This is a genomic window from Jeongeupia chitinilytica (assembly GCF_014652315.1).
In the GTDB taxonomy this organism is placed as follows: Bacteria; Pseudomonadota; Gammaproteobacteria; order Burkholderiales; family Chitinibacteraceae; genus Jeongeupia; species Jeongeupia chitinilytica.
In genome coordinates this window covers 257,274-271,642 of the sequence record NZ_BMYO01000006.1, presented here as the reverse complement: position 1 = coordinate 271,642, position 14,369 = coordinate 257,274, and the positions used below count along the sequence as shown (strand labels likewise).

15 protein-coding genes are annotated in these 14,369 nt (G+C 66.4%); 5 read left to right on the top strand and 10 right to left on the bottom strand.

The window, feature by feature from the left end; all coding sequences use genetic code 11:
* Positions 1-9: 9 nt before the first annotated feature.
* From IE097_RS12710 to ftsY, 3 genes are read right to left on the bottom strand one after another with little or no spacing between them, the layout of a single operon-like run.
* On the bottom strand, positions 10-663 hold the full coding sequence (locus tag IE097_RS12710) for a cell division ATP-binding protein FtsE (protein ID WP_189461218.1): 654 nt from the start codon (positions 661-663) through the stop codon (positions 10-12).
* A 43-nt stretch (positions 664-706) separates the two neighbouring features.
* A complete protein-coding gene (locus tag IE097_RS12705) occupies positions 707-1,186 on the bottom strand; it encodes a GNAT family N-acetyltransferase (RefSeq protein ID WP_189461217.1) in 480 nt (159 codons plus the stop codon).
* A 3-nt stretch (positions 1,187-1,189) separates the two neighbouring features.
* Positions 1,190-2,368 (bottom strand): signal recognition particle-docking protein FtsY, encoded by a 1,179-nt coding sequence (gene ftsY, locus IE097_RS12700; protein WP_189461216.1) that lies wholly within the window; start codon positions 2,366-2,368, stop codon positions 1,190-1,192.
* Between the two features lie 67 nt (positions 2,369-2,435).
* Here ftsY and rsmD point away from each other — a divergent pair, with 67 nt between their 5' ends.
* Positions 2,436-2,993 carry a 16S rRNA (guanine(966)-N(2))-methyltransferase RsmD gene (gene rsmD / locus IE097_RS12695; protein ID WP_189461215.1) on the top strand — a complete coding sequence of 186 codons (558 nt, stop codon included), beginning with the start codon at positions 2,436-2,438 and terminating at the stop codon, positions 2,991-2,993.
* Positions 2,994-3,087: 94 nt separating this feature from the next.
* Complete coding sequence (locus IE097_RS12690) at positions 3,088-3,339, top strand: YfhL family 4Fe-4S dicluster ferredoxin (RefSeq protein ID WP_189461214.1); 252 nt, start codon at positions 3,088-3,090, stop codon at positions 3,337-3,339.
* A 153-nt stretch (positions 3,340-3,492) separates the two neighbouring features.
* On the opposite strand, the gene IE097_RS12685 is transcribed toward IE097_RS12690, so the two are convergent.
* Positions 3,493-5,598 carry an immunoglobulin-like domain-containing protein gene (locus IE097_RS12685; RefSeq protein WP_189461213.1) on the bottom strand — a complete coding sequence of 702 codons (2,106 nt, stop codon included), beginning with the start codon at positions 5,596-5,598 and terminating at the stop codon, positions 3,493-3,495.
* A 356-nt stretch (positions 5,599-5,954) separates the two neighbouring features.
* On the opposite strand from IE097_RS12685, the gene IE097_RS12680 reads away from it, so the two are divergent.
* Positions 5,955-7,019, top strand: coding sequence for a tetratricopeptide repeat protein (locus IE097_RS12680; RefSeq protein ID WP_189461212.1), 1,065 nt, complete (start codon positions 5,955-5,957; stop codon positions 7,017-7,019).
* Here IE097_RS12680 and IE097_RS12675 read toward each other — a convergent pair.
* Positions 7,016-8,227 carry a multifunctional CCA addition/repair protein gene (locus tag IE097_RS12675; protein ID WP_189461211.1) on the bottom strand — a complete coding sequence of 404 codons (1,212 nt, stop codon included), beginning with the start codon at positions 8,225-8,227 and terminating at the stop codon, positions 7,016-7,018. The genes IE097_RS12680 and IE097_RS12675 overlap by 4 nt on opposite strands.
* Before the next feature lie 97 nt (positions 8,228-8,324).
* Here IE097_RS12675 and cysK point away from each other — a divergent pair, with 97 nt between their 5' ends.
* Both cysK and IE097_RS12665 read left to right on the top strand, forming a co-directional pair.
* A complete protein-coding gene (cysK, locus tag IE097_RS12670; protein WP_189461210.1) occupies positions 8,325-9,257 on the top strand; it encodes a cysteine synthase A in 933 nt (310 codons plus the stop codon).
* Positions 9,258-9,361: 104 nt separating this feature from the next.
* Positions 9,362-9,655 (top strand): hypothetical protein, encoded by a 294-nt coding sequence (locus IE097_RS12665; protein ID WP_189461209.1) that lies wholly within the window; start codon positions 9,362-9,364, stop codon positions 9,653-9,655.
* 6 nt (positions 9,656-9,661) lie between these two features.
* Here the strand turns inward: IE097_RS12665 and IE097_RS12660 are convergent, their stop codons facing one another.
* From IE097_RS12660 to metX, 5 genes are all read right to left on the bottom strand, one after another.
* Positions 9,662-10,795, bottom strand: a complete 1,134-nt coding sequence (locus IE097_RS12660; RefSeq protein WP_189461208.1) for a M14 family metallopeptidase — start codon at positions 10,793-10,795, stop codon at positions 9,662-9,664.
* 71 nt (positions 10,796-10,866) lie between these two features.
* Positions 10,867-11,829 carry a Gfo/Idh/MocA family protein gene (locus IE097_RS12655; protein ID WP_189461207.1) on the bottom strand — a complete coding sequence of 321 codons (963 nt, stop codon included), beginning with the start codon at positions 11,827-11,829 and terminating at the stop codon, positions 10,867-10,869.
* Between the two features lie 32 nt (positions 11,830-11,861).
* Positions 11,862-12,563 (bottom strand): glycoside hydrolase family 16 protein, encoded by a 702-nt coding sequence (locus IE097_RS12650; RefSeq protein ID WP_189461206.1) that lies wholly within the window; start codon positions 12,561-12,563, stop codon positions 11,862-11,864.
* 1 nt (position 12,564) lies between these two features.
* Complete coding sequence (gene metW / locus IE097_RS12645; RefSeq protein ID WP_189461205.1) at positions 12,565-13,194, bottom strand: methionine biosynthesis protein MetW; 630 nt, start codon at positions 13,192-13,194, stop codon at positions 12,565-12,567.
* Positions 13,191-14,351 (bottom strand): homoserine O-succinyltransferase MetX, encoded by a 1,161-nt coding sequence (gene metX / locus IE097_RS12640; protein ID WP_189461204.1) that lies wholly within the window; start codon positions 14,349-14,351, stop codon positions 13,191-13,193. Before metX ends, metW begins: the two co-directional genes overlap by 4 nt.
* Between the last annotated feature and the right edge of the window lie 18 nt (positions 14,352-14,369).

Below are 14,369 nucleotides of genomic sequence, written 5' to 3'. Positions count from 1 at the left end.
GTGTATCCCTCAAGCCGTGAACTGGCCGTTTTTCAGCCGCAGGATGCGCCGGCCGTAATCGGCCATCAGCGTTTCGTCGTGCGCCGAGATCACCAGCGTTACGCCGACCTGGTGGAAGGACTTGAACAGCTCGAGGATGTCGTGCGCGTAATCGCGATCGAGGTTCGCGGTCGGTTCGTCGGCCAGCAGGATGGACGGCCGGTGCACCACGGCACGGGCGATGCACAAGCGCTGCTGCTCGCCACCCGACAGCGCGATCGGATTGAGCTTTTCCTTGCCCGACAGCCCGACCTTGTCGAGTGCCGCCAGCACCCGGCGTTTCACCTCGCGGCCATCGAAACCGATGATGTCCAACGGCAGCTTGACGTTGTCGTATACCGGACGGTCGAACAGGATCTTGTGGTCCTGGAAGATCAGCCCGAAGTGCCGCCGCACGTAGGGCAGGCTGCCGCGCGACGCGCGCGCGAGGTTCTGGCCGTTGACGAGCACGGTGCCCGAGGTCGGCTTCTCGATGCCGGCGATCAGCTTGAGCAGGGTCGACTTGCCCGCGCCGGAGTGGCCGGCGAGGAAGACGAGCTCGCCCGGCTGGATGTCCATGCTCAGCCCCTTGAGTGCGTCGAGCCCGCCGGGGTAGCGTTTGGTCACTTGCTGGAATTGGATCATCGGTCCGCCTTGGAAAATGTCTCGGATTGGGGGCGACGGGGGCTCACAGGCTGCGCGACGTCCGGGCCACCGACCAGCTGAGCCGGCGCAGCCGCCAGCCCAGCGTGTCCGCGCCGGTCGCATCGAGATCGAAGCCGAGCCGTGTCAGCCATTGCGCCGCGGCGGTGTCGCTGCGTGCGGTCTGCGCCAGCAGTACGCGCGGCGAATGCACATCGAACACCCGGTCGACGAAGGCCCTGCCGGCTTCGACGCCGAAACCCCGGCCACGCGCGGCCGGCAGCAGCCACAGGCCGAAGTGCGCTTCGTCGCGCTCGAACCGCACGCCGGCACAGCCGACGGTCAGCCGGTCGTCGCGGCGACAGATCGCCATGCCGCTTGCGCCGCCGAACAGCTCGCCCCTGCGCAGCTCGCGCAGACAGGCGGCCGCACCACCGGGCAGCGGCAACCCCGCCAGCGCATCGGCATCACCGTCGCCGAACGGGCGCAGGATCAGCCGCGGCGTGAGCAGCGTCGGCTGGCTCATCGTTCAGTCGAACAGCGCGTCGACGTAATCGCGCGCCACGAAGGGGCGCAGGTCGTCGATGCTTTCGCCGACGCCGACGAAGCGCAACGGAATGCTGCGCTCGCGCGCGATCGCCGCGATCACGCCGCCCTTGGCGGTGCCGTCAAGCTTGGTCAGCACCAGCCCGGTCAGGTCGAGCGCATCGTCGAAGGCCTTCACCTGCGACAGCGCGTTCTGGCCGGTGTTGGCGTCGAGCACCAGCATGGTTTCGTGCGGACCGGTCGGATCGGCCTTCTGCACCACGCGTTTCACCTTCCTGATTTCTTCCATCAAGTGCAGCTGGGTCGGCAGCCGGCCGGCGGTGTCGACGATGACGACGTCGACGCCCCGCGCCCTGGCGGCGTTGACCGCATCGAACGCGACCGCGGCGGCGTCGCCGCTGTCCTGCGCGATCACCTGCACGCCGTTGCGCTCGCCCCAGACGACGAGCTGTTCGCGCGCCGCGGCGCGGAAGGTATCGCCGGCGGCCAGCAGCACGCTCTTGCCCTGCGACTGGAAGTATTTGGCGAGCTTGCCGATGCTGGTCGTCTTGCCGGCACCGTTGACGCCGGCAACCATCAGGATGAACGGTTTGTGGCCTTCGACGCTCAGCGGCACTTCGAGCGGCCCGATCAGCGCGTTCAGGCTGTCCTTGAGCGCGCCCTTGAGTTCGAGCGAATCCTTGAGCCCTTTCAGCGACACGCGCTCGCGCACGTCGTCGAGCAGATGCGTCGTCGCGTTGACGCCCATGTCGGCGGTCAGCAGCACGGTCTCGAGTTCCTCGTAGAGTTCCTCGTCGATCTTGCCGCCACCGAACAGGCCGGCGAGGTTCTTGCCGAGCTTGTCGCGCGTCTTGGCCAGCCCGGCCTTGAGCCGCTCGGCCCACGACAGTCTGGGTTTGTCCTGCGGCTGCGCGACGGGAGCCGGGGCAGGCGAAACAGGTTCGACAACGGAATTCGGTGCTGCCGCGACTTCGGCAGCAAGCGGTTCAGCGACAAGCGCGTCCGCTACCGGCGTCACAGCCTCGTCGGGTACCGACGGTTCGACGACCGGGGCGGCGGCATCGGCGAGGACTGCCGGCACTTCGGCCGGCGTCGGAACGGGCTGCCCTTGTGGTTCGAGCGCCGCCTCGGCAGGCTTTTTCTTGCGGAAGAAACTGAACATGAGTTTTGAAATTGGCCCTGATTGGCGGAAAATGCTTGATTTGCCGCGATTTTAACGCTTCGACCCCATGGCAGCCCAGCAGAAAAACCAGCTTCGCATCATCGGCGGCGAATGCCGCCGCCGCATCGTGCATTTTCCCGACGGCGACGGCCTGCGTCCGACGCCGGACCGCGTACGCGAAACGCTGTTCAACTGGCTCGGTCAGGACCTGACCGGCAAGCGCTGCCTCGACCTGTTCGCCGGCAGCGGCGCGCTCGGTTTCGAAGCCGGCAGCCGCAACGCTGCACGCGTGGTGATGGTGGAGAAATCCAAACCGGTCCACGCCGTACTAACGGCCAACCGCAGCACGCTCAAGCTCGACCGGGTCGAACTGGTCCACGCCGATGCGATGAGCTGGCTGGCGCGCAGCAACGACAGCTTCGATGTGGCCTTTGTCGATCCGCCTTACGCCAGCGACCTGCTGTTGCCGACGCTGACGGCGCTGCTGCCGCGCCTGGCGCCCGGTGCGCGCGTCTACGCCGAAACGGCCGACTGGTCCGGCCTTGAAGCCGCGCTCGCCGGCTGGACCGTACTGCGCGAAGGACGGGCCGGCACCGTACACTATCGTCTGCTGACCCCCGCGTGACCATTCACGCGGCATTGTCCTGCGCCGCCCAAAGTGGGACAATTGCGCAAAGCTGTTGTTTTCTAAATGATTTTCGAAACGGAAGAACTGCACCATGTCGTTGATGATTACCGACGAATGCATCAATTGCGACGTCTGTGAACCGGAATGCCCGAACAGCGCGATTTCGCAGGGCGAAGAAATCTACGAAATCGATCCGAACCTGTGCACCGAGTGCGTCGGCCATTACGACGAGCCGCAATGCCAGCAGGTCTGTCCGGTCGACTGTATTCCGCTCGACCCGGACAACAAGGAGTCCAAGGAAGAGCTGATGCAGAAGTACATCGTGATCACGGCCAACGCCTGATTCACCGCGTCACCGCCGAAAAGCCGCGCATAGCGCGGCTTTTTCCGTTGGGGTGCGGCGGACCTCAGCGCGGACCGACAACCGGTGGCTCCACCTGACGATGCTGCCGCGTGAAAAAGGGGACCCTGCCGGGCCCCCCTTCAGCCAGGCCGGCTACTGCACGCCGACCCCGGCATCACCCGCCGCATGGCGCGCTTCGAGCGTGTCGTGGATCGTCCGCCACTGGAAGGCGAAGAAGCCCGGATCGAGACGCGTACCGACCGTCATGTACGTACCGGGCGCATTCGGATCGCTCCCCGCGTAGTGCGACAGGCCGAGGTTGTGGCCGACCTCGTGCGTCAGCGTCATCGCCGAATCATACGGCGCGCTGGTCGTGCACGCCGAACGGAACGCCGCGCGCGGCGGCGCATCGCCGGCGCCGTTCTTGATCGACGAGCCCGAGCTGGTCGACGCGCACCCCTTGGTCGTCTTGTAGCGCCGTTCGACGAACACGTTCGAGAACACGCTGCCCTGGTTCGGGATGACGCCGTTGTTGAACGCCGCCGACTGGTCCGCCGCCGGCACCGCCGAATCGCCGTCGCCATTCGAATCCCAGTCGTAAGTCAGTTGGCCGTTGTTGACCCAGTTGACCGTGATGTTGTACGGCACGTAGTTGCGGCTGATCTGCGACTGGATCGCCGCGCCGTCGGCTTGCAGGTGCGTGTACTGCTCGTTCGGGAAGGCGATGTACGAGTACGACAGCGTGATCGTCTTCGGCCGCGTCACGATCAGCCGGACCGAGTCGACGACCTGGCCGTTCGCCCAGACCAGCAGGTTGGTTTCGCCGGCCTTGAGTCCGGACAGCGTCAGTTGGTCGGTGTTCGCGGCACTCGCAAGCGCCAGCGATGCGACCGATGAATCGGCGACCGTGTAGTACAGCGCCGGCGCGCCGGCACGCTTGTTGACCACCAGCGTTTCGCTGCCCGACGTGCTCAACAGCTTGGCCTTCGGTGAATTGGCTGCATAACCGATGTCGTAGGCAAGCCGGTTGGATGCCGGCGCGACAATCTCGGCGTACGGGTCGACCGGTTGCATTTCGGTCCCCGCCAGCTGCAGCCACAGGTCGGCGCTGCCGTTGACCAGCGCGAAGCCCTGCCTGTTGCCGGCGTCGTAACGGATCGTGAACACGTAGTCGTGGTCGGGCTGCAGCGTCAGCGGGTTTGACAGCGTCAGCGTCGTGCCGCTGTTCAGCGTCGTTGCCGCGCCGTAAACGACGGCGTTCGAGGCCTTGTCGGTGACCTGCAGGTAGAACGACCGGCTGCTGCCGCCCCACATCGTTTCCTTGACCGTGACGCCGGTGACGTTCACCGACTGGGTCGGGAACGGCAGCGCGGCCGAATCGACGCGGATCGCCCTGCTCACGCTTTGACCCGCGTTCACGTAGGCCGAGCCGCTGCCCTGAGTTTCGGCGTTCCAGAGACGGTCGACGGCCAGCGTTTGCGACGGCAGGCCTTGTTGCGGGTCGTAAACCTGGGCGGTGAGCGTCATCGTCGTCGGGTAGCCGCCGCCGACGACAGTGCTGACCCAGCCGTCGGTGACGCTGTACTTGACCGAATAGCTGCCCGGCACCGCCGTGTTCAGGTTCGACGAAACGAGCTGGATCTTGCCGGTCAGGTCGCCCTCGTCGACGTCCCAGGCGGTGAGTGCCGGGTCGAACGTGCTGCCTACCGGCAGATAGATCGTGTTGCCGTCACGCCAGCCCTTCGCGCTGTGCAGGACCGGGGAGTGGTTGTCGACACCATCGAAAGCCGGGTCCTGCACTGGCGCCGGAGTCGGGACCGGCGTCGGAACCGGAGCTGGGGTCGGCGTTGGCGTTGGCGTTGGCGTCGGGGTCGGGGTCGGGGTCGGCGTCGGGGTCGGCGTCGGGGTCGGCGTCGGCGTCGGCGTCGGCGTCGGCGTTGGCGCTGAAGCCGGAGCCGGAGCCGGAGCTGGCGCCGAAACCGGGGTCGGGACTGGTGCTGGCACCGGAGTCGGGGCGCCGCACACACCGAGGTCCGTCCACGGCATGCCGCTACCGGTACTGCCGGCATAGCGCACAGGGTCCTGACCCTTGGTCCACCAGTTGGCTTTGAAGTTGTGGCCATTCCGGCTGGCCTGCACGGTGTACACGTACACCGTGGCGGCATTCCACGCTGGCGCGCAGGCGGCCGCAGTCGTGATGGCCGGAGCGAAAGCGCCCGCCGCAGCCAGGGTCATGCACAGCCGTTGTGGATACCTCATGATTTCTCCCGATAAACATTCATACGAGAATGAATGTATTTTTGACGTATGCTGCTGCTGAAAAGCGAACGCTGAATGTTAGTGATCCGCCAGCAATCCCACAATGAACAACAAACAGACCTGTCTGCATTCTGATACAGCATTTGCTAATACTGTACCGCATCCCGACGCCGGTCCGTCCCGTCCTCCGGTCGGCCCCGTCGGGAATGCCCGATGACGACCGTTTTTTGCTGTGCGGCACCGCTTGTGGCGATGTGACCTGAATGGCGCATCCGTACCGACGAACGGTTGATCCGGTTTACCGGGGCCGGGGTGCTCTTTATGATCGGCCCTGTCTGTATCTGCACGCGTATCCCATGTCGGCACCGCAACACCCGCGCACGTTCAACCTGCGCGCCGAAATCGACCAGACCCTCGCGGTCGCCGCCACCCTGACCCACTCGCAACCGACCGAAGCTCTGGCGTTGGCCAACCAGGCCCAGCAACGCGCCAGGGCCATCTCGTACCGCGAGGGCGAGGCCCGTGCCTGGCTGCAGGCCGGCCGGGCAGCATTCGCCATGCCCGATTGCGACGAGGCCCATCCCGCCTGTGTCGCCGCCGCCGAGCTGGCCGAGTCGATCGGCGACATGACGCTGTGGAGCGAGGCCACCCATATCGCCGCCGAGGTCCGCTACGGCCTGGGCCGCTACCAGCAGGCCGAAGTGCACTGGCTGGCGCTGCTGGAGCGCGGCCTGGTGCAGGGGCTCGCACTGGCGCAGCTGTTCGGCTATCTCGGCATGGCCAAGCTGTACTTCATGCTGGTGGCCCCGGGGCCGACTTCGGCCATGCTGGACAAGGCCCGCCGCGTCCTGCCGCAGGTCGACCGGCTCGACGTGCGTTTCGGCCTGCACATCAACATTGCCGCCCACCACTACCGCTGCGGCGAGGATGCGGCGGCCGGCATCGAACTGGCCGAAGCCGAAACGCTGCTGCCGCGGCTGGGCTTCTGCGAATTCGAGCCCGAGCTCTACTACTACCGCGGCTATCTGTTCAAGCGGCAGGGCCGGCTGGTCGAAGCGCGCCAGCAGTTCGAGCGCTCGCTGTCGCTCAACGGCAGCGCCCACAACCACTGGGGCAAGGTCGTCAATCTGGTGGCGCTGGGCGAAACCTGTCTGGCGCAGGGCGAACCGCACGCCGCCGACCATTACCTGCGCCGGGCGCTCGACGGCGCGATCCAGCTGGGTTCGCCGTATCTGGAAGCCGAATGCTACGCCGCCCTGGCGCGTGCCTGCGCCGACGTCGGTTACACCCACGGCGAGTTTGCCCACTGGCGGGCGCATTTCAACCTGCTCGAACAGCTCGAGCGGCGTGACAACGCCAGCGATCGCGCCGATGCCGTCGCCCAGCTCGGCGCACGGATCGCGGCACTGGAAGCGCGTTAAGCGGCGCGGGCCGCCTCGATCGCCCGGATCCGCGCCGTGCGCACCGCATGCGGAATCTGCGCCTTGTCGCTGCAGCCCCGGGCGATTTCACCGGCGTTGACGGTGTTGGCCGCTGCGAGCTGCAGCCGCAGCCAGTCCGGCTGCGGATAAGCGCAGTCCTCGAAGTGCAACCGGCCGCGTGCGTCGGCCAGACAGGCGTCGAGGAATTCGTCGAAGCGCGCCGGCTTGCGGAACGCATCGCAACGGGTGAACAGGTCCAGCGTGGTATCGGCCCGCAGCTCCTTCGCCCGGTGCACGTGGGTATGGTCACGGCAGACCATCACCGCCAGATCGCGGCAGTCGGCCGGCACGCGCAGCCGTTCGCACAAGGCTTCGACCACCTTCACGCCTTTGCCTTCGTGGCCGTAGTGGCTCGGCAGGACGTCGCCGGGGGTCAGCGGCTTGCCGAGGTCGTGGCACAGTGCGGCGAAGCGCGTCGTCAACGGCCAGCGCTGCGCGGCGGCGTAGTCGAGCACCATCATCACGTGCACGCCGGTATCGACTTCCGGATGGTAGTCGGCGCGTTGCGGCACGCCCCACAGTGCATCGAGCTCGGGCGCGATCCGCGCCAGCGCGCCGCACTCGCGCAGCACCGCGAACATCCGGCTCGGCGTCTCGCACATCAGACCCTTGGCAAACTCCTGCCAGACGCGCTCGGCCACCAGATGGTCGACTTCACCGTCGGCGACCATCTGCCGCATCAGGTCCATCGTTTCCGGCGCGACGGCAAAACCGAAACGGGCGGCAAAACGGGCCAGCCGCAGGATGCGTACCGGGTCTTCGACAAAGGCCGGCGACACGTGCCGCAACAACCTTGCCTGCAGATCGGCCTGACCGTGATGCGGGTCGATCAGCGCGCCGTGTTCGTCCTCGGCGATCGCATTGATCGTCAGGTCGCGCCGCGCGAGGTCTTCCTCCAGCGTGACGCTCGGTTCGGCAAAGACCGTGAAGCCCTTGTAGCCGTGACCGGCCTTGCGCTCGGTGCGTGCGAGCGCGTATTCCTCGTTCGTCTGCGGGTGCAGGAACACCGGGAAATCCTTGCCGACCGCACGGTAGCCCTGCGCGGCCATCTCGTCGGCGGTGGCGCCGACGACGACCCAGTCGACGTCCTTGACCGGCAGGCCGAGCAGGCGGTCACGCACGGCGCCGCCGACTTTGTAGATCTGCATAGTGTCCGGGGTTCTAAGCTTTGAAGCCTTCAATTGTAACGAGCTGACAGGCTGCGGCTACAATCTTCAGGTTACTCCTTGAGACAGGAACATCGCCATGAAGATCGCCAACGACGTCACCGCGCTGATCGGCAACACGCCGCTCGTCAAACTCAACCGCGTCACCAAGGATTGCGGGGCGACCATCGTCGCCAAGCTCGAGTACATGAACCCCAGCCATTCGGTGAAGGACCGGATCGCCGTGAGCATGATCGACGCCGCCGAAGCCGCCGGCGTGATCAACGCCGACACGACCATCGTCGAGCCGACGTCGGGCAACACCGGCATCGGTCTGGCCATGGTGTGTGCGGCGCGCGGCTACAAGCTGGTGCTGACGATGCCGGAAACCATGTCGAAGGAACGCCGTGCGCTGCTGCGCGGCTATGGCGCCGAACTGGTGCTGACCCCGGGGCCGGACGGCATGGGCGGCGCGATCGCCAGGGCCAAGGCCATCGTTGACGCCAATGCCAACCACTTCATGCCGCAGCAGTTCGAAAACCCGGCCAACCCGGAAATCCACCGCAAGACCACGGCCGAGGAACTGTGGAACGATACCGACGGCCAGATCGACATCCTGATCGCCGGCGTCGGCACCGGCGGCACGATCACCGGCGTGTCCGAGGTGATCAAGGCGCGCAAACCGTCGTTCCAGGCGATCGCGATCGAGCCGGACGCCAGCCCGGTGCTGTCGGGCGGCGCCAAGGGCCCGCACCCGATCCAGGGCATCGGCGCCGGCTTCGTGCCGGCCGTGCTGAACACCCACGCCTACGACGAAGTGATCCGCGTGACCAACGACGACGCCTTCGCCACCGCCAAGGCCATGGCAACGCAGGAAGGCATCCTCTGCGGCATCTCGGCCGGTGCGGCAACGTGGGCAGCGATCCAGGTCGCCAAACGCCCGGAAAACGCCGGCAAGCTGATTGCAGTCATCATCCCGTCGTTCGGCGAACGTTATCTGTCGACCAAGCTGTTCGAAGGCCTGACCGACTGAGTCACCCCTGAAGGCCGCCGCCCGGCACCGCCGGGCGGTCTTGCCATCAAGTTGCGGCATTTGCAGTCGATATTGATTGCAAATCATCCTGAAGGACGCTTGTCGTGGTCGCCGCTGTCTCACCGCTCGGATACGAGCATCCCGTTCTGCGCACCGACCCGGCCCCCCGGGTGCTGGTCCACGAGGAACGCCTGCCGCCCGAATCACGCTATCGCGCGCCCGGCGAGGGCTGGAACGGCGTCGAGCGCCGCAGTGGCGATGACCGGCGCAACGGCGAGGAACGGCGGCAACAGGCACAGAAGGCGCTGCTCGACACGCGCGGCCGGCAGGATCGCCGTGCACGGGGCCGGCGGGCGACCGACGCGGCCGTCGCAACCTCGGTATCGCTGCGCGTCTGAGCCTTTTCAGCCCGCGCGGTTGACCACCGCCCACAGCGGCGCCAGCACCGACGCGCCGAACTGGCGCGACCGCTCGCCGTTCCAGCCGACCTCGGGCACCGGCCGGTCGAACGTGTCCTTGAACGGCATTTCGATCGTGTACGCCAGACAACCGAAGGTCTCGCCGACCCATTTGGTCGCGATCGTCAGCGTTTCCGGACCGAACTTGCCGTTCTCGTAGCCGTGCACGGTCTGGAAATCGGGGCTGGCGACCAGCCAGGCGGCATTGAACGCGGCCTGCAGCTCGCGCTGGTGGTTCGAGAACGACGGGATGTCGTCGCAGCCCGAGGCAAAATTGTGCGGAATCGACTCGTCACCGTGAATGTCGAGGAAGACGTCGACGCCGGTCTGCTGCATCAGTGCACGCACCCACAGCACCTCGGGACTGCGTTCGGTCGACGGCGTCGCCCACTCGCGGTTCAGGTTCGCGCCCGTCGCATTGGTGCGCAGGTTGCCGCGCACGCTGCCGTCCGGATTCATGTTCGGCACGACGTAGAACACCGCCTTTTCCAGCAGTGCCCGACCGAGCGCGTTCTGGGTATCGAGCAGCGCTTCGAGAAAGCCTTCGGCAAACCATTCGGCCATGGATTCGCCCGGGTGCTGGCGTGCGATCAGCCAGACCTTCTGCTTGCCCGGCGTGTCGACGCCGATCTTCAGTGCATCGAAATCGTGGCCGTCCGGCGTCACGCCGAGCGGCAGCAGCTCGACCCAGGGCGACGCTTCGAGCGCACCGCCGATCAGCTGCTGGTGGCGCTCCCACGAGTACGGCTCGAAGTAGGCATACCAGATCGCGTCGTGCCGCGGCGTGTGGTGGATCGTCAGCGTCCGGCCATCGTAATCGGTCGGCACACGGAACCAGTTTTCGCGATCGTACGACGCGACCGCCTGATAATCGGGCCAGCCGTCCGGGTAGGCCGAATCGGCGGCATTGCCGATCCGCAACACGCAGTCGGTATCGCGGGCGCCGGAGACGCGGAAATGGAACCACTGCCTGAACGGCGATGCATTGTCGGGTCGCAGCGCGAGGCGGACGTTGGCCGGATCGGTGGCGTCGACGACGTCGATCGAACCGGAATCGAAATGGCTGCTGATGCGGATCATGCGAGGCTCCTACGGTATTCGGTGCAGGCCCGGATTTTACGCCGCGCGCCGGGCCCGCCACACGGCAGTTCTCACTCTTCGAACGGGTAGACCAGTCCGAGTCCGGCACGGGCGGCATCGACCATCGCGATCATCGCGCGCGAGTGCGCGTGGGTGACGACCGGACTCTCGCGCAGGCCGTCACGAATCAGTGCGCCGAAATGCGCGGTTTCGTAGTTGAGCCCGCTGCCACTCATCGGCGCGTCGAGCTCGACGCTGCGGCCGTCGGCGTAACGGACCGTCGCCCGCTGCGGATTCCACCACTTCTCGTGGATGACGACATGCCCTGCCGGCCCCGACAGCAACGCCTCGCCGCTGCCGGCCAGATCGAGTCCGCAATAAAGCTGGGCAATCCCGCCCTCGTGCTGGGCGTTGACGCTGGCGAAGCTGTCGACGCCGCCGACCAGCCGGCCGAGCACCTGCACTTCGTGCATCGGGCCCAGCCAGTCGACGGCGAGGAAAGCGCTGTAGATGCCGATGTCGAGCAGGCCACCACCCGCCATCTCCGGATCCCAGAGCATGTGGTCCGCCGGCACCCCGGGATTGGCGAATCCGGCGCGCACGAAGCCCACCGGGCCGATCGGCTCGCGTTCCAGCTGCTCGCGCAGCTTGCGGTAGAGCGGGTAGAACGGCGGCTTCATCGCCTCCATGAACAGCTTGCCGTGTTCAAGGGCGCAGGCCAGCACGGTCTCGAGCTCGGCCGCGCTGATGGCCGCCGGCTTTTCGCACAGCACGTGCTTGCCGGCAGCCAGCGCCCGGATTGCCAGGCGCGCATGGCTGGTGTGCGGTGTGGCGATGTAGACGGCGTCGATTTCGCTGTTGAGCAGCCCTTCAAGGCTGGCGTAGGCCGCACCGCCGAACTCGCGTGCAAACGCATCGGCCTTGTTGGTATGACGGTTCCAGATTGCGACGAGCGTCGCGTCGGGAACATGCCCCAACCCTTGTGCGAAACGGCGGGCAATGTTGCCGCAACCGAGGATGCCCCAACGGATCATCTTGTTGTCTCCAGGCGGAAGCCGTGCCGGCGCTAGCGCGGGCGCGGCGTGTAGCGGAAAGCGGTGACGACGATTTCGGGCGGCCGCGCCTTGGGCTTGCGGCCCTCGAACAGCCAGTAGTTGATCATCACCGGCAGCGGCCGCTGCGGGATCATGGCCAGCGGATTGTCCGGCGCGTAGCGCCAGCGCGCCAATACGGTCTGGCCCTGAGCCACTTCGAAATCGATCGCGTTCGGCTGCCAGTCGAAGCGGAACTGCACCGGACCGTCGCCCGGCGGCACCTCGAAACCGTGATGGCCGCGCTGCTTGCTGAAAGCCGGATCGGCCGGCCAGACGGTGAAGTTGCCGTTCGGCTGCGCCGGATTGCCCCAGCGGGCGATTTCGACGTCGATCTCGTTCGTGCCGTCGATGGCGGTTCCGTAACTCGGATAGTTGAAGAAGCCGAGCACCAGATCGGCACCGAGGTCCGGCAGTTTCTCGATCTCGAATTCGTAGCGGCCGAAACCCAGCGCCTGGCCCAGTACGGCCTCGGCGCAGCTCCACTCGCCGCCGCGCTTGACGATGGCCAGATGCATACGCCCTTCTTCGTCGTGCCAGACATTGCGGTTGTCGAACTGGTTCGGTCCCGGCCCGCCATGACGGCGCTGCGACAGCCAGTTCAGCTCGCCGAGCTGGGGGCCGGCACAACCGGCCAGCAGTACCGCGCACAGCACCGCCAGCCAGCCAGGGCGCATGTCAGCTCCTCGTTTCGCGCTCGAAACGGACCAGGGCAAGGTTGCCCAAGAGGTTGGGCAGGAAGTCGACGCGTTTGCCGTTGGCCAGCACCACGCGGCCGGTGTTCTTCATGCCGAGCTTGATCAATAGCTGATCGAAGTCGTTGACGGTGCAAAAGTGGATATTCGGCGTGTTGTACCACTCGTACGGAATCGTCTCGGATACCGGCATCCGCCCCTGAAGGATCTGCCAGCGGTTTTCCCAGTAGCCGAAGTTCGGGAAGGTGACGATGCCGGTGCGGCCGACACGGGCCATTTCGGTCAGGATGCCTTCGATGTTGTGCATGGCCTGGATCGTCAGCGACAGCACGACGTAGTCGAAGCTGTCGTCCTCGAACTGGGCCAGTCCGGCTTCGAGGTTGCTCTGGATGACGTTGACGCCGCGCGAGATGCAGGCGACGACGCCGTCGACATCGATCTCGACGCCATAGCCGCGCACGTCCTTGTGCGTGGCCAGCCACGACAGCAGCGCGCCGTCGCCGCAACCGAGGTCGAGCACACGCGCGCCGCGGGCAATCCAGTGGCCGATCTGGTTGAGGTCGGGACGCAGTTCGGGCGCGCCGGCGGCCGGTGCCTTGATGGCGGTACTCATGCGCGGGCCTCCTGCGGCAACGGGTTCACTTCGTCGGCAACGCGCGCCAGATAGCCGCGCATCAGCGCGTGGTACGGTGCGTCCTCCATCAGGAAGGCGTCGTGGCCGTGCGCCGACTCGATTTCGGCGTAACTGACGTCCTTCTTGGCATCGAGCAGCGCCTTGACGATCTCGCGCGAGCGGTCCGGCGCGAAGCGCCAGTCGGTGGTGAACGAGACGACCAGAAAGCGCGCCTGCGCCTGGCGCATCGCCTCGGCCAGGTCTCCGCCGTAATGCCGCGCCGGGTCGAAATAGTCGAGCGCCTTGGTCATCAGCAGGTAGGTGTTGGCGTCGAAGTAGTCGGAAAACTTGTCGCCCTGATAGCGCAGATAGGACTCGATCTCGAACTCGACGTCGTAGCCGAACTTGTACTCGCCGCTGCGCAGCATCCGGCCGAATTTCTCGCCCATGCCGTCGTCGGACAGATAGGTGATGTGGCCGAGCATGCGCGCCAGCCGCAGGCCGCGGCGCGGCACGGTGTCGAAACCGTAGAAATCGCCGCCGTGGAAGTCCGGATCGGTGATGATCGCCTGACGGGCGACGTCGTTGAAGGCGATGTTCTGCGCGGTCAGCTTCGGTGCCGAGGCGATCACCAGCGCGTGGCGGACACGCTCCGGGTGGGTGATGGACCAGCGCAGCGCCTGCATGCCGCCAAGGCTGCCGCCGATGATCGCCGCGAACTGGCGGATGCCGAGCCGGTCGGCCAGCATCGCCTGCGTGTGCACCCAGTCGGCCACCAGCAGCACAGGAAAACGCGAGCCGTAGGGCGTGCCGGTATCCGGGCTGATGCTCGCCGGCCCGGTCGAGCCGTGACAGCCGCCCAGATTGTTGACGCCGATGACGAAAAACCGGTCGGTGTCGATCGGCTTGCCCGGCCCGATCATGTTGTCCCACCAGCCGGCGGCCTTGTCGTCCGGCTGGTGCCGCCCGGCGACGTGATGATGGCCGGACAGTGCGTGGCAGATCAGGATGGCGTTGGACGCATCGGCGTTGAGCGTGCCGTAGGTCTCGTAAACGAGCTCGAAGCGCGGCAGGACTGCGCCGCTGGCGAGCTGGATCGGCGCGTCGAAGACCGCGGTCTGCGGTGCGACGATGCCGACGGAATGACTGTCAGGCATGGCGGGCGACGGGAGGCT

Coding starts and splice junctions, on each gene's coding strand:
- rsmD (WP_189461215.1), top strand. CDS start 2,436: ATGGCAGCCCAGCAGAAAAACCAGCTTCGCATCATCGGCGGCGAATGC.
- IE097_RS12710 (WP_189461218.1), bottom strand. CDS start 663: ATGATCCAATTCCAGCAAGTGACCAAACGCTACCCCGGCGGGCTCGAC.
- IE097_RS12685 (WP_189461213.1), bottom strand. CDS start 5,598: ATGAGGTATCCACAACGGCTGTGCATGACCCTGGCTGCGGCGGGCGCT.
- cysK (WP_189461210.1), top strand. CDS start 8,325: ATGAAGATCGCCAACGACGTCACCGCGCTGATCGGCAACACGCCGCTC.
- IE097_RS12705 (WP_189461217.1), bottom strand. CDS start 1,186: ATGAGCCAGCCGACGCTGCTCACGCCGCGGCTGATCCTGCGCCCGTTC.
- metX (WP_189461204.1), bottom strand. CDS start 14,351: ATGCCTGACAGTCATTCCGTCGGCATCGTCGCACCGCAGACCGCGGTC.
- IE097_RS12680 (WP_189461212.1), top strand. CDS start 5,955: ATGTCGGCACCGCAACACCCGCGCACGTTCAACCTGCGCGCCGAAATC.
- IE097_RS12655 (WP_189461207.1), bottom strand. CDS start 11,829: ATGATCCGTTGGGGCATCCTCGGTTGCGGCAACATTGCCCGCCGTTTC.
- IE097_RS12675 (WP_189461211.1), bottom strand. CDS start 8,227: ATGCAGATCTACAAAGTCGGCGGCGCCGTGCGTGACCGCCTGCTCGGC.
- ftsY (WP_189461216.1), bottom strand. CDS start 2,368: ATGTTCAGTTTCTTCCGCAAGAAAAAGCCTGCCGAGGCGGCGCTCGAA.
- IE097_RS12650 (WP_189461206.1), bottom strand. CDS start 12,563: ATGCGCCCTGGCTGGCTGGCGGTGCTGTGCGCGGTACTGCTGGCCGGT.
- IE097_RS12660 (WP_189461208.1), bottom strand. CDS start 10,795: ATGATCCGCATCAGCAGCCATTTCGATTCCGGTTCGATCGACGTCGTC.
- IE097_RS12690 (WP_189461214.1), top strand. CDS start 3,088: ATGTCGTTGATGATTACCGACGAATGCATCAATTGCGACGTCTGTGAA.
- metW (WP_189461205.1), bottom strand. CDS start 13,194: ATGAGTACCGCCATCAAGGCACCGGCCGCCGGCGCGCCCGAACTGCGT.